The following is a 19,143-nucleotide window of genomic DNA, read 5'->3' as shown; positions in this document are numbered from 1 at the left end:
GGACCCCCCGGACGGCGCGCGGGACCCGGGCGACGCCACCGCGCAGTCCGACCGGGGCACGGAACCGTCCGTGCCGGCCGACCGGGGGGCGGAACCGCCAGTGCCCGCTGACCGGCGGACGGAACCGGCCGTGCCGCTCGACCGGGGCACGGAACTTGCCGCACTGCGCCGGCAGGCGGGCCGGTTGCTGGCCGAGACGGCCGGACCCGTACGCCGGATCCACCTGCGTAGCGGCGACACCGTGCTGGAGATCGAGTGGCACGGCGTACCCGGTTCGCCGGGACCGGCCGGCGCACCCGGCCACGCCCCGGCGGACGCCGCCACCCGTACCGCGTCGACCGGCGGCGTCGATGGGGTGGCCGACGGTGACGGCCGCCGGACCGTCGTCGCGCCGATGGTCGGCACCTGCTACCGGGCCGCCGAACCCGGCGGTGCTCCGTTCGTCGAGGTCGGGGACAAGGTGGAGCCCGGTCAGGTGGTCTGCATCGTCGAGGCGATGAAGCTGATGAACGAGGTGGTCGCCGACCAGGCCGGCCGGGTCGCCGAGGTGCTCGTCCGGGACGGCGAGCCGGTCGAGTTCGGGCAGCCACTGATCGCCCTGCTACCCGCGTGACTTCCAGGACGGTGCGGCGATGTTCGAGAAAATCCTGATCGCCAATCGCGGCGAGATCGCGCTCCGGGTGGCCCGAGCCTGCCGTGAGCTGGGCGTACGCACCGTGGCGGTGTACTCGGTCGCGGACCGGGAGTCGGCCGTCGTCCGGCTGGCCGACGAGGCGGTCTGCATCGGGCCGCCGGAGGCCCGGCAGAGCTACCGCAACGCCGCCGCCATCGTCGAGGCGGCCCGCCGGACCGGAGCACAGGCCGTGCACCCGGGTTACGGGTTCCTCTCCGAGGACGCCGACTTCGCCGAGATCTGCGCCGACAACGGGCTCGTCTTCATCGGACCGTCGCCGGAGGTGATGCTCGCACTCGGCGACAAGGCGCGAGCCCGGGCGCTGATGTGGGAGGCCGGGCTGCCGCTGCCACCGGGCAGCCTGGCGACCGTCGAGACGGCGGCGAGGGCGCGCGATGTCGCCGACGAGATCGGCTATCCCGTGATCATCAAGTGTGCCGCCGGAGGCGGTGGACGCGGGATGACGGTGGTCTGGTCGGCCGACGAGTTCGGCGCGGCGTACGAGCGGACCAGGATCGCCGCGCAGGCGGTCTTCGGCGACGACCGGGTCTACCTCGAGCGGTATCTCGTCCAGGCCCGGCACGTCGAGGTGCAGGTGCTCTGTGACGGGTATGGCAACGGCGTACACCTGGGCACCCGGGACTGTTCGGTGCAGCGGCGGCACCAGAAGCTGGTCGAGGAGGGCCCGGCGCCCGCACTGTCGGCCAGTACCCTCGACGCACTCGCCGAGTCCGCGCTGGGCGGCGCGCTGCGCGCCGGGTACACCGGGGCCGGGACCTTCGAGTTTTTGGTCGACGACGCCGAACGGTTCTCGTTCATCGAGGTCAACTGCCGGATCCAGGTCGAACATCCGGTCACCGAGATGATCAGCGGGGTCGACCTGGTGCACGAGCAGTTGCACATCGCGGCCGGGGTGCCGCTGCGGCTCCGCCAGGAGGACGTCCGGATCTCCGGGGTCGCGGTGGAGTGCCGGGTCAACGTCGAGGACCCCGACCGGGGGTTTGCGCCAACCCCCGGTCGGTTGAGCAGGTTCGTCCCGCCGAGCGGACCGTTCACCCGGGTGGACACGCACGGCTACCCCGGCTACCTGGTGGGGCCGTACTACGACTCACTGCTCGCCAAGGTGGTGGTCTGGGCACCGGACCGGGATCTGGCGCTCGGCCGGATGGAACGGGCGCTGCACGAGTTCGACATCGAGGGGCCCGGCGTACGCACCACCATCCCGTTCCTGCGCCGGGTACTCGATGACGCGGGCTTCCGGAAGGGGAGGTACTCGACCGGTCTGGTCGACCGGCTGCTCGGCACCGCCGAATCGCCGTCCGATCCGATCCGGTCCGGTTCCGCCCTCCCCGAAGCCCCCAACGTTCCTGAAGCCTCTGCGGTTCCTGAAGCCTCACCCGTTCCTGCCCCTGCCGTTCCCGAAGCCGCCGCCGCTGCCGTTTCGGCCGCCCCTGCCGTCGCGCGGAGCGCCCTACCCACGACCGCCAACCATCCGAGGAGGAGCAGATGAGTGTGAGGCACGAGGAACCGACATCACCCGGGCCGACCCAGCGGGAGCCGGTTCCGGGGCCGGTGACGGCGGCGGAGATCACCGCGATCCTGGTCCGGCACTGCGGGCTGGACGCCGACGCCGCGGCCGCCGCGCCGAGCGCCTCGCTGGAGGAACTCGGCATGGACTCGCTGGCGCTGCTCGAACTGCAGGCGGTGGTGGCGGACCGCTACCGGGTCCAGCTTCCCGAGGAGGCCGGGCGGCTCAGCATCGCGGAGGTCGCCGAGCTGGTGGCCCACCAGTACGAGCCGGCAGCGGCTCCCGCGTCCGGGGCGGGCCGGCCGGGCCACACCGAGAACGATGTGCTGATCGCGGCCCCGTTGCCGCTCGTGTGGGAGCTGACCAACGACGTCGCGGGCTGGACCGGGCTGTTCACCGAGTACCAGTCGGTGGAGATCATCGAGCGGCGCGGCGACACCCTACGGTTCCGGTTGACCATGTATCCCGACGAGAACGGGGTCACCTGGAGCTGGGTCAGCGAGCGTACCGCCGATCCGGTGCGCCGGGAGGTGCACGCACACCGGGTCGAGACTGGACCGTTCGAGTACATGCGGATCCACTGGCGCTACGCCGAGGTGCCGGGCGGCACCCGGATGACCTGGACCCAGGATTTCGAGATGCGTCCGACGGCGCCGGTGACCACCGCCCAGATGACCGACCGGATCAACGCGAACAGCCGGGTCCAGTTGGACATCATCCGGGACCGGATCGAGCGGATCGCCGCCGAGCTGGAGGCGACCGCGCCGGCACCGGCCGCGTCGACCGCCGGGGCCGGCGATGAGTGAGCCGGGCCGCCGGTTGGTGGCCGCCCGCGACATCGCCCCGGACCGCCGCCGAGGTGGCGAAATCCGGGTACTGCTCGGCCCCCGCACTGTGGGCAGCGGCTCGGGCTTCCTCGGGGTGGCGAACCTCGCCCCCGGCGAGCGGATCGCCGAGCACTACCACCCGTACAGCGAGGAGTTCCTCTACGTCGCTCGGGGCGCGATCGTGGTGGACCTGGACGACGAGCCGGTGCCGGTCGGCACCGGGGAGGCGCTGTACGTGGCGGTGAACGTCCGGCACCGGCTGCGCAACGTGGCCGACGAACCCGCCGAGGTGGTCTTCCAGCTCGGTCCGCTGGCCCCGCGCCCGGAACTCGGACACGTCGACACCGAACCGTCCAGCACCGACCCGGCGGCCGGTCGGCCCGGGGCCGGTGTCCCGGCGGCACGGCCGGACGGCGCGGACCGGGTGGTACGGCCGGACGGCGCGGACCGGGTGCTACACCCGAGTGGCGCGGAACGGGTAGCACGGCCCGACGGCGCGGACCGGGCGGCGGCGGGCGCGGTGGCCGCCGGCCCGGAGGCCGGGCCGTGACCCGGCGCCGCAGCGTGGTGACCGGGATCGGAGTGGTCGCGCCGGGCGGGGCGACCCGGGACGAGTTCTGGGCGACCATCACCACCGGGCGCACGGCGACCCGCCGGATCAGCTTCTTCGACCCGTCGCCGTTCCGCTCCCAGGTGGCCGCCGAGTGCGACTTCGATCCGGTCCGGGCCGGCCTCGGCGTCGCGGAGCGACAGCGCGCCGACCGGTACGTCCAGTTCGCGCTGGCCGCGTCGATCGAGGCGCTGGCGGACAGTGGGCTGGAGCTGACCGACGCGACGCGGGAGCGCACCGGAGTGGTGCTCGGCTCGGCGGTAGGCGGCACCATGCTGCTGGAGCGAGAGTACGTGCAGGTCAGCGACTCCGGTGCGGACTGGCTGGTGGACCCGAACCGGGCCGGCCCGTTCCTCTACCAGGCGCTGATGCCGAGCAGCCTCGCCGCCGACGTCGCCTGCCGGCACGGTACGCACGGTCCGGCCCAGGTGGTCTCCACCGGCTGCACCTCCGGGATCGACGCGATCGGCTACGGCCAGCAGCTCATCGAGGACGGCGAGGCGGACGTGGTGCTGGCCGGCGCTTCGGACAGTCCGATCTCCCCGGTCACGGTCGCCTCGTTCGACGCGATCAAGGCGACCACGCCGGACAACGACGATCCGGCGCACGCCTCGCGGCCGTTCGACCGGGACCGGCACGGGTTCGTACTCGCCGAGGGCGCCGCCGTGCTGGTCCTGGAGGAGGCGGAGCACGCCCAACGGCGCGGGGCGCGGGTCTACTGCGAGGCCGCCGGATACGCCAACCGGAGCAACGGCTACCACATGACCGGGCTGCGTCCGGACGGCGTCGAGATGGCGCTGGCCATCAACGACGCGATGGCGCAGGCCCGGTGCGATTCGGCGGACGTGTCGTACGTCAGCGCGCACGGCTCGGGCACCCGGCAGAACGACCGGCACGAGACGGCCGCCTTCAAACGTGCGCTGGGTGCCGCGGCGTACCGGGTGCCGATCAGCTCGATCAAGTCGATGGTCGGGCACTCGCTCGGGGCGATCGGCGCGATCGAGATGGCGGCCTGCGCGCTGGCGATCGAGCACGGCGTGGTGCCGCCGACCGCGAACTGGGCCAACCGGGACGCCGAGTGCGACCTGGACTACACGCCGAACACCGCCCGGGAACTGCCGGTGCGGGTGGCGCTCTCCGTCGGCAGCGGCTTCGGCGGATTCCAGTCGGCGATGGTCTTCACCCGCTTCGACGGGCCGGACCGGTGACCGGCGGGGCGGATGGCGCCGGATCGACGACCCGCGCGGTGGATGGCGCCGCAGTGGTGACCGGCGGAGCGGACAACGCCGGGCCGACGACTTGCCGGGCGGATCGGAGCGGATCGGTGACCGATCGGGTGGACGGGGGCGGGGAGCGGCGGCGGGCGGTGGTCACCGGGATCGGCGTGGTGGCGCCGAGCGGGATCGGCGCCGACGCGCACTGGAAGTGTGTGCTGGCCGGGCAGAACCGGATCCGCCCGATCACCCTCTTCGACCCGGAGCGCTATCCCAGCCGGCTGGCCGGCGAGGTGACCGACTTCGACGCGCTGCACTACGCCGACAACCGGCAGTTGGTGCAGACCGACCGGTGGACGCACCTGGGGTTCGCGGCGGCCCGGCTCGCGCTCGCCGACGCCGGACTGCCGGAGACGGCCGACGATCCCTACGGGTACGCGGTGACCCTGGCCAGTTCCTCCGGCGGCAACCTCTTCGGGCAGCGGGAGCTGCAACGGCTCTGGCGCGGCCCGGCCCGGACCGTCGGGGCGTACCAGTCGATCGCCTGGTTCTACGCGGCGAGCGTCGGTCAGCTCTCGATCCGGCACCAGTTCAAGGGCCCGTGCGGGGTGCTGGCCGCCGAGTCGGCCGGTGGGCTGGACAGCCTGGCGCACGCGGTACGGATGGTCCGGCGTGGCACTCCGGTGGTGCTGGCCGGCGGCACCGAGTGCCCGCTGAGCCCGTACGCGCTGACCTGCCAGATGCGGAGCGGACTGCTGAGCACCTGCCCGGAGCCGGCGTTGGCGTACCGGCCGTTCGACGTGGCGGCCAGCGGCTACGTACCGGGGGAGGGCGGAGCGATCTTCGTGGTGGAGGACCTGGCGCACGCCCGGGCCCGGGGGGTGCCCGGCTATGCCGAGGTGGCCGGCTGGGGTGCCAGTCACGACGCCCGGCACACCGACCGGCTCGCCGCCGGAGACCCGGTGCAGTACGCCCGGGCGATCCGGCTCGCCCTCGACCGGGCCGGGGTGGCGCCGGCCGAGGTCGACGTCGTCTTTCCGGACGCGCTCGGCGTGCCCCGCTACGACCGCAGCGAGGCCGAGGCGCTGCGGGCGGTGTTCGGGACGCGGCCGCCGCCGGTGACCACGCAGAAGCCGCTGACCGGCCGGGCACACCAGGGCGGATCGGCGCTGGACGTGGCGACCGCGCTGCTCGGCATCCGGCACCGGATGCTGCCGCCGACCGCCGGGCTGGACCGTCCGGCGCCCGGTTGCGAGCTGGACTTCGTCCGGGAGTCCGGATCGCGGCGGGTGGACGTGGCGCTGGTCGGGGCGCGCGGATTTGACGGTTTCAACAGCGCCGTGGTGGTCCGGCGCGGTCCGGTGTAGGCCGGGGGAGCTTGCAGAGGAGGACCGGGATGTCGAAGGCCAGGGTGTTGTTCCTGATCCGGGTGCCGCGCGAGCGCACCGAGGACTTTCTGAAGGCGTACGAGCAGATCCGTTACCAGGTCGCCGAAGGCGTGCCGGGGCATCTGGTGGACCAGGTCTGCGAGGCGTCGAGCGATTCCGAGCAGTGGCTGATCACCAGCGAGTGGGAGTCGCTGGCCCACTTCGAGGCGTGGGAGCGCAGCCCCGGACACCGTGAGCTGGCCGCACCGCTGCGCGCCTGCATCACCGAGGCCAGGTCGATCCGGTTCGTGGTCCGGGAGGAGACCTCGGCCGGCCGCCGCTGACGCCGGCCAACCCTCGCGCCGGGTGGCGTGACCGGTGGCTTTCAGATCGATGGATGCGGATGTAAGTTGAATCCATTCATCTGGGAGCGCCCGGTGGCGCCCGGCGCGAGGAGAAGCCATGCCCGTCCCGTCGTCCCGCCGGGCCGCGTTGGCGGCGTCACTCGTCCTCGGGGTCGCCGTCGCGGCGGTGGTCCCGCCGGGGCCGGCGGTCGCGGCGGCCCCGGGCGTGACCCGGCTCGGCGACACCCAGCTCGACCCGACCGCGCTCTACTTCGTCTCCTACGACGGACTGGTCAACAACAACTCGTACGGCGACGGCATCGTCAGCCACGCCGGCTACCAGTACGCGGCCTGGTACACCTCGACCCGCAACGCCGTCCTCGCCCGCCGGCAACTGCCGTCCGGCGCGTGGCAGACCCTCCAGTTGCCGCACCGGCTGACCACCGACGACTCGCACAACTCCATCGCGCTCGGCATCTCGGCGGGCGACGGCCGGCTGCACGTCGCGATGGACACCCACGACAGCGAGATCTACTACGTCAAGTCCGAGGCCGGGCTGGTCTCCGCGCCGGGCTCCCGGAGCTGGCTGGCCAGCCGGTTCGGTGCGGTGCAGCGCAGCCTGGACGGGGTCGGGTTGGGCGCGATGACGTACCCGCAGTTCCGGGTCGCGCCCGGCAACCGGCTCCAGTTCAGCTACCGGACCGGGCGCTCCGGCGACGGCACCAACGAACTCGCCGAGTACGACGGCTCCACCTGGCGCCGGCTCGGCCGCTGGCAGTCGGCGACCGGCTCGTACAGCGCGAACGGCGCCACCAGCACCACCCGGAACATGTACCTGCACGGGCTGACCTACGGTCCGGGTGGCCGGCTGCACGCCGCGTTCACCTGGCGGGAGGGCAACTCTGCGGTCACCTGCAACAGCGGTGGCCTGACCAACCACGACACCGGGTACGTCTACAGCGATGACCAGGGACGGACCTGGCGCAACAATGCCGGAGCGGCCGTCGGGACCACAAACTCCGGCAACCTGGTGTCGATCACCAGTCCGGGGCTGGTGGTCGACCCGCTGCCGCCGAACTACGGGCTGATCAACCAGGAGAGCCAGGACGTCGACTCGACCGGCAACCCGCACGTGATCATCAGCTACGTACCCGGCCGGTTCACCTCGTGCGTCACCTCGTACGCCTCGGCACGCCGGGCCAACGGCCGGGCCTTCCACCTGTTCCGCGACTCGTTCGGGACCTGGCGCAAGACGGAGATCCCGGTGCCGTTGAACGCGACCGGCCGTTCCCAGATCGTGCTCGACGCCGCCGACAACGCCTATGTCGTGCTGCCGTACGGCCGGATCGTCACCGCCAGCCGGGCCAGCGGCTACACCGACTGGACCGTACGCTTCGACGGCGCCGGGTTGAACGCCTTCGGCGAGGTGATCGTGGACCGGACCCGGGTGGAGAGCGACGGGGTGCTGTCGATCCTCTACCAGCGCGCCTCCAGCGGCACCACGCCGTCCCCGATCCGGGTGGTCGACTTCCGGCTCGGCTGACACGGCGCAGGGGCGTCGGCAGCGGCCGTGACCCGCCGCTCGCCCGTTCGGCGCACCTGACGGCGCGTTCGCCGCTGCGGCGTGCGCCCGACCGTCGGGGTGCGCACGTCGGCACATTCAATGGATCTGATCGAAGGTGATGGATGCATTGGAGGTGGGTACCCATGTCGGCGACCATGCGCCGGTGTGCCGGTGCGCTGCTGGCGGCCGTACTGGCGACCGTGGCGATCCTGCTGCACACCGGCCATCGGGTGGAGGCGGCTGCCGGGGTCCCGGTACTGCCACTCGGCGACTCGATAACCGACGGCTTCAACGTGCCGGGCGGATACCGGATCGACCTCTGGCAGAAGGTGGTCGCCGGTGGTTACACCGTCGACTTCGTCGGTTCCCAGGCCAACGGCCCGGCGAGCCTGGGCGACCGTGACCACGAGGGCCATTCCGGCTGGCGGATCGACCAGATCGACGCCAACATCGTCAACTGGCTCGACACCTACCAGCCGCGCACCATCCTGCTGCACATCGGCACCAACGACATCTTCCAGAACCGCGACCTGCCCAACGCCCCGAACCGGCTGGCCGCGCTGATCGACCGGATCACCACCACCGCGCCGGAGGCGAAGCTGTTCGTCGCCACCATCGTCCCGGCCGGGTCCGCGAGCACCGACGCCCAGGTGCGCAGCTTCAACGCGGCCATCCCGCAGATCGTGCAGACCCGGGCGAACGCCGGCCGGCAGGTCCACCTGGTCGACATGTACGCCGCGCTGACCGCCGCCGACCTGGCCGACGGCGTGCACCCCAACGCGACCGGCTACAGCAAGATGGCCACCACCTGGTACAACGCCCTGCTGGCGGTGCCCGGCAGCCTCACCGACGGCGGCACCACCCCGACCCCCACAGCCACCCCCAGCACCCCGCCGACCGGCGGTCCCAGCACCCCGCCGACGAACCCGCCGGCCGGCTGCACCGCATCGGTCTCGCTGAACTCCTGGAACGGCGGCTTCGTCGCGACGGTACGGGTCACCGCCGGCTCCGCCGGCACCACCGGCTGGACGGTCGACGCCACCCTGCCGTCCGGCACCACGATCACCAACGCCTGGAACACCCAGCGCAGCGGCAGCAGCGGTGCCGTCCAGTTCACCAACGTGAGCTACAACGGACGGATCGCCGCCGGCCAGTCGACGGAGTTCGGCTTCCAGGGCACCGGCACTGGCGCCGGTCTGACGCCGAGCTGCGTCGCGAGCTGACCGCAGCGCGAGGCGCCGCGCACCGGTTCCGGACTGTTCATCCGAACCGTGTCGATCGCGACCGCCGGCGTCTCGACCCGACCCACCTGTCCCGGGCAGGACCCGGGGCAGGTGGGTCGTTCGTGCGAGCCGTTCACCAGTGAACCCCTTCGACCTCCCCGTGCGGTCCGTCATGGCCGGAGTTGATGTCGGTTCAGGTGGAAGGTGCTTCAGTCTGGTGGGATCCAATCGAGGAATCGGGCAGTCCCCGGAAGCTCGCGTACCGGCGCAACACCATGAGTCGGGCCGCCCCGGGCGGTGAGCCGGTCCGTACTCCTATCAGGCAGCAGAGTTCGGCCGCTGCCGTCACCGTGCCGGGCACGGCCCATTCAGCTCGGCACGCGTCCGGCATGTCGCGACCGGGCGGCCGGCGGGGCCGCCAGCCGGGCGTTCCGGCCCCAGCTCCAGGTGGTGCCGACCCGGGTCGGCATGTATCCCGGCTACGGCGGGCCGTTCACGCTGGCCGACCTGCCGGACAACCGGCGGGTGGGTCACGCGGACAACCAGCTCGCCGCGCGAATCGTCGACGGGGCCGACGAGATTGCTACCCTCGTCGGAAGATGGGAGCAGATCCGGGGCTACGCGCTCCCGGTGGACCAGTCACTAGAGCTGATCAAGAAGGTAGCGACGTCATGGAGCTGACCGGCGCCGTCTGGCGCAAGAGCACTCGCAGCGGCAACAATGGCGGCAACTGCGTGGAGGTGGCCCGCAACCTGCCCGGGGTGGTCGGCGTACGGGACAGCAAGGACCCGCAGGGACCGGCGCTGGTGTTCGGGTCGGCGGCGTGGCGCGGCTTCGTCCAGGGCCTGTCGACGCGCTGACCGCACCGGAGGTGCGCCGGTCACCCGTCCCGGCCGGCGTTTCCGCCGAGGATCAGCGCTTCCGGCCGATGCCACCGGCCATCAGCAGCTCGGCCACCGTGAGATCGTGGTCGACGGGAGTCTCCGGCCGCCATTCCGGCAGCGGCACCAGACCCGGCTCGACCATCTCAAGATCGCCGAAGAACCCCTGAAGCTCCTCCAGCGTCCGGAACCGGCCGGTGCCGAGCACGCTGAGGTACGTCTCCTCAAGCTCGGCCGCTTCCGGGAAGGACGCGCAGAAGCTGGTCATGAAGAGGTGACTGCCGGAGGGCACCGCGTCCATGTACGCCTGGGCGACGCCCTTCGGGTCCTCGCTGTCGTGCAGGTGGTGCAGGATGCCGACGAGCAGCACGCCGACCGGCTGGGAGAAGTCGATGAGACGGCGCACCTCGGGGTCGGCCAGCACGGACTTGGGGTCCCGCAGGTCGGCCGTGACCACGGTGGTGTTCTCGTTCTCCACCAGCAGGGCCCGGCCGTGGGCCAGCACGATCGGATCGTTGTCGACGTAGACGACCCGGGCGTCGGGCGCCGACCGCTGTGCCACCTGATGGGTGTTCTCCCGGGTCGGCAGCCCGGAACCCAGATCCATGAACTGCCGGATCCCGGCCTCTTCCACCAGATAGCGGACCCCTCGGCTGAGGATCTGCCGGTTGTAGGCCGCCACCTCCGGAAGCTGCGGCACGATCTTCAGCATCTCGCCGACCACCGCGCGGTCGATCGCGAAGTTGTCCTTACCGCCGAGCACCACGTCGTAGGCGCGCGCGATGCTCGGTTTCGAGGTGTCGACGCCGGGAGAAGCCGGCCGTCCCTGGTCCGCCATGAATCCTTCTTCCGGAAGGTCACATCCGTGTGTCCCGTGGGATCCTATAGGAAGTCCGGTAGCTCCCTCTGTGGGGTCTCTGACCATCGTGGACGGACGGCGCGCGGGCCGGATGCGCGGATCAGCCAGGCTCGACCGTCCGGTACGTCGCCACGTCGAAGTCGGCGTACGCCCCGTCGGCACCCAGATCCTGCACCCAGAGCCCGACGAAGGCGCCGGTGAAACCCCACGCCTCCGGCTCGCCCTCGCCGGTGCTCCTCGACGTGTACTCGTCGGAGAGGATCGTCGCGTCCAGTGCGACGGGGAGTCCCTGCCACTCGTCGCCGGGCTCGGCTCCCTCCGATGTGGAGACGAACGAGTAGCCGAACGTGACGAGCGGGCCGTCGAGCTGCACGCGCAGCCGTACCCGGTCGGCTCCGGTCGCGTCGACGCGGCAGCCGGGGTGCTCGACCAGCCGACCGGTGTCGCAGGAGAGCACGTCCAGCACCCGACGGCCATCGTCGTCCACGCTCAGGTAGAGGTAGTGCCAGTTGCCGCTGTTGTAGTACGCCGTGATGCCGGCGAGCTGCCGGAAGGTGCGCGGCCGGAACTCCATGGTGGCGTCGAGCACGCAGTGTTTGGCGGTCACCCGGCGGGCGACGATGCTCGGGCGCTGCCGGCCCACCGGGGACTGCCCGCCGTAGACGCGCAGATGCGACGGGCGGGCGTCGAGCCGTACCCAGTCGGGGGTGGCCGGGCGGCGCAGGGTCGACCAGTCGGCTCCCAGCACCGGAGCGTCGAAGTCGTCGCGCGCCACGTACCCCTCGGACCGGTCCCCGGCGGTCCCCTCCGGCCGCTGGCCTGCTGCCGTCGTTCCGACCGGTGCCGGAACGGTCTCGGCCGGAACGCCACCGTCGATGCGTGGCCAACCGGCCTCGTCCCAGGTCACCGACTGGATTGCGGTCTCCCGCCCGAGCACGCACCGGCCCAGCGGGGAGTACGGCCGGGCCACCAGGTGAGCCATGAACCACTGCCCGTCCGGCGTGCACACCAGGCTGCCGTGCCCGGCCTTCTGCAACTCCAGGTCCGGGCGCCCGGCGGAGGTGAGCAGCGGTCCACCGGGCGCCACCTGGTAAGGGCCGGTCAGCGCCCGTGACCGGGCGACGGTGACCTGATGCGTCCAACTGGTGCCGCCCTCGGCGGTGACCAGGTAGTACCAGCCGTCCTTGCGATAGACGCGCGGCGCCTCGGTCAGCCCGGCGGCGGTACCCTCGAAGATCATTCGCTCCTCGCCGACGAGCCGGCCGGCCGCCCGGTCGTACCGCTGGAGCTGGATGCCGGCGAACCGGTTCCGCCCCGGGCGCCAGTCGGCGGCCATGGAGAGCAGCCAACTGCTGCCGTCCTCGTCGTGGAACATCGACGGGTCGAAGCCGCGCGCGTGCAGCGCCACCGGGTCGGACCACGGCCCGGCCAGGTCCGTGGCGGTGGTCAGGTAGTTCTGCGAGTCCCAGTAGCCCCCGGCGAAGCTCGACACGTCGGTGAAGACGAGATAGAACACACCGTCCCGATAGCTCAGGTCGGGCGCCCAGACCCCGGCCGAGTCGCCGGCACCGCCGAGGTCGAGCAGCCGGCGCTCGGTGAGGATGCCGCCGAGCGGCCGCCAGTGCACCAGGTCGGTGGAGTGGTGCAGGCGTACCCCTGGATACCACTCGAAGGTCGAGGTCGCGATGTAGTAGTCGGAACCGACCCGCAGGATGCAGGGATCCGGGTGGAAGCCCGGCAACACCGGATTGCGGATCAGGCCCTGCTCGCGCAGCACGGCCCCCGGCTCTGTTCTCGCGGATGTCATGTCGTCCCTTCCCCGTGGCCGGAGCCCTCGTCCGGCGTCAGCCAACCGCAATCATGCACATCAACATCCGGGAATGGGGATCGGGATCCCGCCGGTGCGACCCCGGTCGCGGCGGGCCGGTCCGGAGGGATCGCCGAGCAACCCGTTCCGGGGCCGGCCGGGCGGGCCGGATCGGTGTGTCCCTCCGACGACCGTCCGAGCCGGCGACGGCGCTCCGTACCGCCGCTACCAGTGCTGATATCAAAAAGGATATCGGCAGATCGCCCCGATGGTCTTGGACGGCGAGGGCCGGCCGGTGATTGGGTTTCCGCACTCGACCGCCGGACCGGGGCGTGCCGGCGCTGCTCAGGCGCACACACCCGGTCGGGCCCGATCGGAGGGGAAACTCATGCCCGAAACTCGACTCGACCGCCGGGGCCTGCTCCGGACCGCCGCCGTCGGTGCCGCCGCGACCGGGCTCGCCGCCACCGCCTCGCCGGGACTCGGGACAGCCGCCGTCGCCGCGCCACGCCCGGCTCCGGCCGGCCGTACCAGATCGCGGGGTGCCGGTGCGACGTTCCGCTGGTTCGGTACGGCCGGCTGGCGGATCGACATCGGCACCCGGACGGTACTGGTCGACCCGTACCTGAGCCGGTACAGGACCGGGCTCTTCGAGGGCGGGGCGGACCTGGCCACCCCGCTGACCGTGGCCACCGCCGCCGTCGACGAACACGTGGGCCGGCCCGAGACGGTACTGGTCACCCACTCGCACTGGGACCACTTCAACGACGTACCGCACATCGCGACCACGACCGGGGCGCGGGTGCTCGGCACCATGACGACGTACCAGCTCGGCCTGGCCTCCGGTATCCCGTCCGGGCAACTGGGGCTGGTGAAGGGCGGTGAGGTGCTCGACTTCGCCGACTACACCGTCGAGGTGGTCGCCTCGCTGCACAGCCGGAACGCGGCGTACTCGATCGGCATCCCCGGAGTGCGACTGAGCCGGCCGCCGAAGCCCGCCACCGTCGCCGACCTGCCGGAGGGCGACACCCTCGCCTTCCAGGTGACCGTCAAGGACGGTCCGGCGGTCTTCTTCATGGGCGCCAGCGACTTCGTGGAACGCAACGTGACCGGGCTGCGGCCCGACATCGCGATGATCGCGATGGCCGCCAGCACCTCCACCCACGAGTACCTGCCCCGGCTGCTCGCGGCGCTGGACTATCCGGAGATCGTGGTGCCGGTGCACTGGGACAACTTCGAGACCGAGTTGCGGAATCCGCCGCCGATCGCGCCGGCCGACCGGCCGCGGTTCGAGGCGATGCTCACGGCGATCCGGAGAGCGGCGCCGAGGAGCCGGATCGTCGTTCCGGAGTACCTGACCGGCTACACCTTCGGCTGATCGGTGCCGCGTGCACGCACCCGGCCATCCGCGATATCGGGATTGATATCGTTCCTGCTCAGCAGCCTGCCCGCACCGTGAAAGGAGCGGGCGGCGCACTCGACGAGACCCCTCAGGGGTCAGGAAGGCAACGCATGACGATCGGCATCCCGCCGTCCCACCCCGGGCGGATGCGCCGGCTCGGCACACTGCTCGGCACGGCCGCGCTGCTCGCCGCGTGCGGCACGCCGAGCAGGCCGCCGATACCGGAGCCGACCCTGACCGCCGATCCGGCGCCGACCGCCGTCGAGTGCCCCGACGGCTTCCTGATCACCGCCGGTGAGGTGGAGCCGGCGCTCGGCCTGCGGGCACTCGGGATCGAACTGCGCAACTGCGGCACGGCTCCGTACCGGCTCGACGGTTATCCGGCGGTGCGGGTGCTGGACCAGGAGCGGCGGGCGCTCGATGTCACGGTCGGCAACGGGTCGGCGCCGGTGAGCAGCCCGGACAGCTACGACGTGCCACCCCGGCCGGTGGTGCTGCAGCCCGGCGAGACGGCGAGGGCCCGGGTGCTCTGGCGGAACACCGTCACCGAGTCCACCGAGCCGGCCACGAACGCGAGCTACCTGGAGATAACGCCCGCACCCGGCTCACCGGCCCAACTCGTCGCGCCGCGGGGCGGGATCGACCTGGGCAGCACCGGCCGGCTGGCGGTGAACGTCTGGCGGTGAGCGTCGGGCGGTGAACGTCTGGCGGTGAGCGTCGGGCGGTGAGCGTCTGGTGGTGAGCGTCTGGCGGTGAACCTGCGGCGGCGCGGGACAGGACCGGCTGGACACCATCCGGCCCGGCCGCTTGTGGCGACCGGGCCGGATGCGGTGCCGGGATCAGGCCGGAAGTCGCCAGACCTGGTTGGCGCCGCCGAAGCAGTCCCAGATCTGTAGCCGGGTGCCGTCGGCCGAGCTGTTGTCGGTGGCGTCCAGGCACTTGTTCGAGGCCGGGTTGCGCAGGGTGCCGTTACTCTGCGCCTGCCACACCTGCGCGCCGGTGCCGTTGCAGTCGTAGAGCTGCACCTTCGCGCCGTTGGTGGTCGCGGCGGCGGTGATGTCGGCGCACTTGCCGAGCGCCCGCAGAGTGCCGTCGGTGCCGACCGTCCAGCGCTGGGCGTCGCTGCCGTTGCAGGCGTAGAGCTGGATCGCCGTGCCGTTCGCGGTGGAGGCCGCCGCGACGTCGACGCACTTGCCGCCGATGCCGGTGATCTGGCCGGTCCGGCCGCTCGGCGGCGGGGTGCCGCCGCCCATCACCGTGTCATAGATCGCACTGACCAGCGAGGTCGCGTTGTTGGTGTCCTGGGACAACTCCCAGTTCATCATCCCGCCGGCATTGGCCAACGCCCACTGGGTCTTGCGCTTCACCGTCGGGATGCCGTTGTAGCACTGCTGCGCCCCGCCGGCCGTGGTGCAGTCCCGGTTGGCGTTGGCCGGGTCCATCGCGACCAGTGCGGAGTAGGTGTAGTAGCCGGGCCGGCTGTAGAACGGTACGCCGAGCACGGCCTTGCTGGCCGGCAGGCCGCGCGACTTCCAGCCGTTCACCGCGTTGATCGACCAGTCGTAGTTGGCGTGCGGGCTGCCGCCGTCGTACGCCATGATGTTCAGCCAGTCGACGTAGCCGAAGACGGCCGGTTGCACCCCGTTGACGGTACCGCCCTCGGAGACCACCGCCGCGGTGAGCAGCTTGCCGCGGCTGCGGAGCTGCCCACTGAGCTGCTGCATCAGTGCAGTGAAGTTGTTTGCCGAGGTGCCGGGGTCCGGGTACTCCCAGTCCATGTCGACACCGTCCAGGTTGTACTGCGTCACGAAGCTGATCACGCTGTTCACGAACGTGGTCCGGCTGGAGGCGTTGGACGCGAGCGCCTCGAAGGCCGAGTCGTCCCCGTTGTTCCAGCCGCCGATCGCGATCGACACCTTGACGTTGCCGCTGTGCGCCCGCGACACCAGTGAGGAGAGCTTGCTCGGGTTCTCCACGGCCCGCAGTGTGCCGTTCGCGTTCGGTAGTACGAACGCGTAGTTGATGTGGGTCAGCTTGTTGTACTGGATGGCGTTGACGTCGCCGGCCCAGCTCGGCAGGTAGCCGACGCTCTTGAAGTTGTTGGGCAGCACGACGGCCTCGGCGGAGGAGAGCGGTGCGAGCGCGACGGCCGTGCCGGTCGCGGCGGTGGCGAGCGCGAGTGCTCCGGTGAACAACCTGGACCGGATGCCGGGGCGGCGTCCCGGCGGGCGGACCCGCTCGGCGCTCAGGGTGGGTGACATCGACGTTCCCTTCTGTCGCAGGCGCCTCAGCGACTCGATCCGGCCTGGTGGGGGTGGGGGTCGCTGCGGCACCGGCGCGGCGGCAGCGAGGTTCGGCGCCGGCACCGGGCGAAGCGGGATCGGGATCGATGTTGCTGAGTTGCTGAAACATTAGGAAAGTTAACTAATAAAGTCAATGCACCGTTTCAGGTGAGCCGAGGTCGCTCGGCTGGTCGGGTGAATGGGGACCGCTGCGCGTCGCTCGGCGGGCATCCGTCCCGCCGTCGCCCGGCGGTGACCCGGTTCGGCCCGTGGTGGGTGTCTGGTGGCTCGAGGCCCGCCGTGCTCCTTGCTGGGCGCATGGACGGGGCAGCTCGACAGTGTGCCTACCAGGTTCGGTGCCGGGGCGGAGGACGCCGGGCCGGGCGGCGGTTCAGCGCGGCCGGAGGCCGTCGAGCAGCAGGTCGCAGACGGCGTCGAGCTGCTGCTCGATCTCCGGGTCGGCCCACTGGGCGCTGTGCGTCGGATCGTGGAACCGTGCGGTCGCGTGCAGCACCGCCCGGGCTGCTCGCGGCACGTCGCCGACGGCGAAGTCGCCGTCGGCGACCCCGTCCGCGATGATCCGGGAGAGCTGCGCGACCAACCCGTCCAGCGATGCGGCGATCACCGTACTGGCCTCGCCGACCAGCACGATGTAGGTGGCGAAGAGTTCAGGGTCGTCGAGCGCCGTCACGCGCTTCGCGCCGTGCAGCGTGTGCAGCCAGGACCGCAGCCGCTCGGGCGCCGGCGCGGTACTGGCGGTCACCGCCGGCAGGTCCGCGTGCACCCGGTCCAGCCACCGGTCGGCGACCGCCTCGCGCAACGCCGTCTTGCTGGCGAAATGCCGGTAGACGCTGCCGTGGCTCACCCCCAGTGCCCGGGCGACGTCCACCACGGTCGCCTTGGCTGGGCCGAAGCGGCGGAGGACCTCCTCCGCCGCTTCGAGGATCCGTTCCGGGGTCAGCGTCGAGTCGGCCATGGGCACTATTTCACCGTTCGCTGTCCAGGTGCTCCATCAGGGGGGCGGCGTAGCGGGCGCCGGCGGCGGAGTCGACCGGTACCGCCCGCTCGATGGCGGCCAGGTCGTCGGCGTCGAGCTTCAGGTCGAGCGCACCGAGCGACTCGGCCAGCCGGTCCCGGCGCCTGGCCCCGACCAGCGGCACGATGTCGTTGCCCCGGCTGAGCACCCAGGCGATCGCCACCTGCGACACGGTCGCCCCGCGAGCCTGCGCGACCTCGCGCAGCGCGTCCACCAACAGCAGGTTCGCCTGGAGGTTGTCGCCGGTGAAGCGGGGGCTGAACGAGCGGAAGTCGCCGGGGGAGAGCTGGCGGTCGGCGGTCCAGTGCCCGCTGAGCAGCCCTCGGGACAGCACCCCGTACGCCGTCACGCCGATGCCCAGCTCGCGACAGGTGGGCAGGATCTCCGCCTCGACGGTCCGGGACAGCAGCGAGTACTCGATCTGCAGGTCGGCGATCGGGTGTACGGCCTGCGCCCGGCGGATCGTCGCCGCGCCGACCTCGGAGAGGCCGATGTGGCGTACCCGGCCGGCGGACACCTGCTCGGCGATCGCGCCCACGGTCTCCTCGATCGGCACCGCCGGGTCGAGCCGGGAGAGCCGGTACACGTCCACGTAGTCGGTGTCGAGCCGGCGCAGGGTGTACGCGAGGAAGTTCTGTACCGCCTCGGGGCGACCGTCGATGCCGTTCCAGCCGCCCTCCGGGTCGCGCAGCGCGCCGAACTTGACACTGATCGCGACCTGGTCGCGGGCGCGCTCGCGCAGCGCGCGCCCGAGCAGCATCTCGTTGTGCCCGGCGCCGTAGAAGTCGCCGGTGTCCAGCAACGTGACCCCCGCGTCCAGGGCCGCGTGGATCGTCGCGACGCTCTCCGCGTCGTCGGCGGGCCCGTAGAGGTCGGACATCCCCATCGTGCCGAGGCCGAGGGCGGAGACCGTGGGTCCGTTGCTGCCGAGTGTCCGGTTCTCCATGTTCTGCTCCTGTTCGTGTCTGCCGGTCGCTGCTTCGGGCGGGCCGGCTGCCGGGTTCCGGCGGCGTCGGGATGCGGCGACTCCAGGCTGGCCGGTGGGCGGGCCGGGTGCCGGCGCTTCACCAAGTATGGACTGTCAACTGACAGAATCCAAACTCTGTCAGCCCAAGTGCCGAGCGCGGCTGGACTGATCGGCCGGTTATCGGTCCGGGGCAGGGGTAGGAGAGCCGGGGTGCGGAGAAGCCCCGGTCAGGAGGAAGCCATGAAGACCACCTGGAAGCCCGTCGACCAGCACGGGGTGATCAGCAGCAAGCAGTCGCGGGAACTGCCGGACAGTGCGTTCGCCTTTCCCGGCAAGCGCAAGGAGCCGCTCACCGACGCGTCGCACGTGCGCAACGCCATCGCCCGGTTCGACCAGACGCACGACGTCAGCGACGCCGAGCGGGACCAGGCGTTCGCGAACATCCTCGCGGCGGCGAAGCACTACGACATCCAGGTCGCCGAGTCCGACTGGCGGCAACTGGGCAAGCGTCCGCACACGCCGAATCCGGCACACGGTGGACGCAGCTCACGCGGTTGAG

18 protein-coding genes and 1 pseudogene are annotated in these 19,143 nt (G+C 71.7%); 14 read left to right on the top strand and 5 right to left on the bottom strand.

The genetic code is table 11. The features are described 5' to 3' along the window. The first annotated feature begins 70 nt into the window (after window positions 1-70). The 11 genes and pseudogenes from accB to R6Y94_RS14755 all read left to right on the top strand — a co-directional run bounded on the left by accB (window position 71) and on the right by R6Y94_RS14755 (window position 10,210). Entirely contained in the window at window positions 71-613 is a 543-nt protein-coding gene (accB, locus tag R6Y94_RS14805) for an acetyl-CoA carboxylase biotin carboxyl carrier protein (RefSeq protein WP_412102765.1), read from the top strand. Between the two features lie 19 nt (window positions 614-632). Continuing rightward, the gene (locus R6Y94_RS14800; RefSeq protein WP_318396415.1) at window positions 633-2,183 is read left to right on the top strand and encodes an acetyl-CoA carboxylase biotin carboxylase subunit; all 1,551 of its coding nucleotides are present in this window, start codon (window positions 633-635) and stop codon (window positions 2,181-2,183) included. Beyond that, a complete protein-coding gene (locus R6Y94_RS14795; RefSeq protein WP_318396414.1) occupies window positions 2,180-3,007 on the top strand; it encodes an SRPBCC family protein in 828 nt (275 codons plus the stop codon). Before R6Y94_RS14800 ends, R6Y94_RS14795 begins: the two co-directional genes overlap by 4 nt. Beyond that, window positions 3,000-3,377: pseudogene (locus R6Y94_RS14790) on the top strand (cupin domain-containing protein); the annotation flags it as partial. The gene R6Y94_RS14795 and the pseudogene R6Y94_RS14790, both read left to right, overlap by 8 nt. 197 nt (window positions 3,378-3,574) lie before the next feature. Beyond that, entirely contained in the window at window positions 3,575-4,846 is a 1,272-nt protein-coding gene (locus R6Y94_RS14785; RefSeq protein WP_318396413.1) for a beta-ketoacyl-[acyl-carrier-protein] synthase family protein, read from the top strand. A gap of 116 nt (window positions 4,847-4,962) precedes the next feature. Continuing rightward, entirely contained in the window at window positions 4,963-6,219 is a 1,257-nt protein-coding gene (locus R6Y94_RS14780; protein WP_318396412.1) for a beta-ketoacyl synthase N-terminal-like domain-containing protein, read from the top strand. 29 nt (window positions 6,220-6,248) lie between these two features. After that, window positions 6,249-6,563, top strand: a complete 315-nt coding sequence (locus R6Y94_RS14775; protein WP_318396411.1) for an antibiotic biosynthesis monooxygenase family protein — start codon at window positions 6,249-6,251, stop codon at window positions 6,561-6,563. A gap of 118 nt (window positions 6,564-6,681) precedes the next feature. Next, on the top strand, window positions 6,682-8,106 hold the full coding sequence (locus R6Y94_RS14770; RefSeq protein WP_318396410.1) for a BNR repeat-containing protein: 1,425 nt from the start codon (window positions 6,682-6,684) through the stop codon (window positions 8,104-8,106). Window positions 8,107-8,270: 164 nt separating this feature from the next. Then, a complete protein-coding gene (locus R6Y94_RS14765; protein ID WP_318396409.1) occupies window positions 8,271-9,350 on the top strand; it encodes a GDSL-type esterase/lipase family protein in 1,080 nt (359 codons plus the stop codon). A 297-nt stretch (window positions 9,351-9,647) separates the two neighbouring features. Then, the gene (locus R6Y94_RS14760) at window positions 9,648-10,031 is read left to right on the top strand and encodes a Scr1 family TA system antitoxin-like transcriptional regulator (RefSeq protein WP_318396408.1); all 384 of its coding nucleotides are present in this window, start codon (window positions 9,648-9,650) and stop codon (window positions 10,029-10,031) included. After that, window positions 10,022-10,210 (top strand): DUF397 domain-containing protein, encoded by a 189-nt coding sequence (locus R6Y94_RS14755; RefSeq protein ID WP_318396407.1) that lies wholly within the window; start codon window positions 10,022-10,024, stop codon window positions 10,208-10,210. The genes R6Y94_RS14760 and R6Y94_RS14755 overlap by 10 nt, the downstream gene beginning before the upstream one ends. A 52-nt stretch (window positions 10,211-10,262) precedes the next feature. On the opposite strand, the gene R6Y94_RS14750 is transcribed toward R6Y94_RS14755, so the two are convergent. Then, window positions 10,263-11,069 (bottom strand): SAM-dependent methyltransferase, encoded by an 807-nt coding sequence (locus tag R6Y94_RS14750; RefSeq protein ID WP_318396406.1) that lies wholly within the window; start codon window positions 11,067-11,069, stop codon window positions 10,263-10,265. 121 nt (window positions 11,070-11,190) lie between these two features. Then, window positions 11,191-12,897, bottom strand: a complete 1,707-nt coding sequence (locus R6Y94_RS14745; protein WP_318396405.1) for a glycoside hydrolase family 43 protein — start codon at window positions 12,895-12,897, stop codon at window positions 11,191-11,193. 388 nt (window positions 12,898-13,285) lie between these two features. On the opposite strand from R6Y94_RS14745, the gene R6Y94_RS14740 reads away from it, so the two are divergent. Beyond that, the gene (locus tag R6Y94_RS14740; RefSeq protein WP_318396404.1) at window positions 13,286-14,275 is read left to right on the top strand and encodes an MBL fold metallo-hydrolase; all 990 of its coding nucleotides are present in this window, start codon (window positions 13,286-13,288) and stop codon (window positions 14,273-14,275) included. Between the two features lie 134 nt (window positions 14,276-14,409). Further along, window positions 14,410-14,985, top strand: a complete 576-nt coding sequence (locus R6Y94_RS14735) for a DUF4232 domain-containing protein (RefSeq protein ID WP_318396403.1) — start codon at window positions 14,410-14,412, stop codon at window positions 14,983-14,985. Between the two features lie 153 nt (window positions 14,986-15,138). Here the strand turns inward: R6Y94_RS14735 and R6Y94_RS14730 are convergent, their stop codons facing one another. The 3 genes from R6Y94_RS14730 to R6Y94_RS14720 all read right to left on the bottom strand — a co-directional run bounded on the left by R6Y94_RS14730 (window position 15,139) and on the right by R6Y94_RS14720 (window position 18,563). Then, complete coding sequence (locus R6Y94_RS14730) at window positions 15,139-16,560, bottom strand: glycosyl hydrolase family 18 protein (protein WP_318396402.1); 1,422 nt, start codon at window positions 16,558-16,560, stop codon at window positions 15,139-15,141. Between the two features lie 412 nt (window positions 16,561-16,972). Continuing rightward, window positions 16,973-17,557: a TetR family transcriptional regulator gene (locus R6Y94_RS14725; RefSeq protein WP_318396401.1), complete on the bottom strand. Its 585-nt coding sequence runs from the start codon at window positions 17,555-17,557 to the stop codon at window positions 16,973-16,975. Window positions 17,558-17,567: 10 nt separating this feature from the next. Next, window positions 17,568-18,563 (bottom strand): aldo/keto reductase, encoded by a 996-nt coding sequence (locus tag R6Y94_RS14720; RefSeq protein ID WP_318396400.1) that lies wholly within the window; start codon window positions 18,561-18,563, stop codon window positions 17,568-17,570. A 261-nt stretch (window positions 18,564-18,824) separates the two neighbouring features. On the opposite strand from R6Y94_RS14720, the gene R6Y94_RS14715 reads away from it, so the two are divergent. Further along, on the top strand, window positions 18,825-19,142 hold the full coding sequence (locus R6Y94_RS14715) for a DUF6582 domain-containing protein (RefSeq protein WP_318396399.1): 318 nt from the start codon (window positions 18,825-18,827) through the stop codon (window positions 19,140-19,142). Window position 19,143 lies beyond the last annotated feature (1 nt).

Origin of the sequence: Plantactinospora sp. KLBMP9567, from assembly GCF_033446045.1 — a bacterium.
Taxonomy (GTDB): Bacteria; Actinomycetota; Actinomycetes; order Mycobacteriales; family Micromonosporaceae; genus Plantactinospora.
Note: the sequence above shows the minus strand (reverse complement) of the source record. Positions and strands in the feature narration are given on the sequence as shown.

Coding starts and splice junctions, on each gene's coding strand:
- R6Y94_RS14800 (WP_318396415.1), top strand. CDS start 633: ATGTTCGAGAAAATCCTGATCGCCAATCGCGGCGAGATCGCGCTCCGG.
- R6Y94_RS14795 (WP_318396414.1), top strand. CDS start 2,180: ATGAGTGTGAGGCACGAGGAACCGACATCACCCGGGCCGACCCAGCGG.
- R6Y94_RS14775 (WP_318396411.1), top strand. CDS start 6,249: ATGTCGAAGGCCAGGGTGTTGTTCCTGATCCGGGTGCCGCGCGAGCGC.
- R6Y94_RS14770 (WP_318396410.1), top strand. CDS start 6,682: ATGCCCGTCCCGTCGTCCCGCCGGGCCGCGTTGGCGGCGTCACTCGTC.
- R6Y94_RS14765 (WP_318396409.1), top strand. CDS start 8,271: ATGTCGGCGACCATGCGCCGGTGTGCCGGTGCGCTGCTGGCGGCCGTA.
- R6Y94_RS14755 (WP_318396407.1), top strand. CDS start 10,022: ATGGAGCTGACCGGCGCCGTCTGGCGCAAGAGCACTCGCAGCGGCAAC.
- R6Y94_RS14750 (WP_318396406.1), bottom strand. CDS start 11,069: ATGGCGGACCAGGGACGGCCGGCTTCTCCCGGCGTCGACACCTCGAAA.
- R6Y94_RS14745 (WP_318396405.1), bottom strand. CDS start 12,897: ATGACATCCGCGAGAACAGAGCCGGGGGCCGTGCTGCGCGAGCAGGGC.
- R6Y94_RS14740 (WP_318396404.1), top strand. CDS start 13,286: ATGCCCGAAACTCGACTCGACCGCCGGGGCCTGCTCCGGACCGCCGCC.
- R6Y94_RS14735 (WP_318396403.1), top strand. CDS start 14,410: ATGACGATCGGCATCCCGCCGTCCCACCCCGGGCGGATGCGCCGGCTC.
- R6Y94_RS14730 (WP_318396402.1), bottom strand. CDS start 16,560: ATGTCACCCACCCTGAGCGCCGAGCGGGTCCGCCCGCCGGGACGCCGC.
- R6Y94_RS14725 (WP_318396401.1), bottom strand. CDS start 17,557: ATGGCCGACTCGACGCTGACCCCGGAACGGATCCTCGAAGCGGCGGAG.
- R6Y94_RS14720 (WP_318396400.1), bottom strand. CDS start 18,563: ATGGAGAACCGGACACTCGGCAGCAACGGACCCACGGTCTCCGCCCTC.
- R6Y94_RS14715 (WP_318396399.1), top strand. CDS start 18,825: ATGAAGACCACCTGGAAGCCCGTCGACCAGCACGGGGTGATCAGCAGC.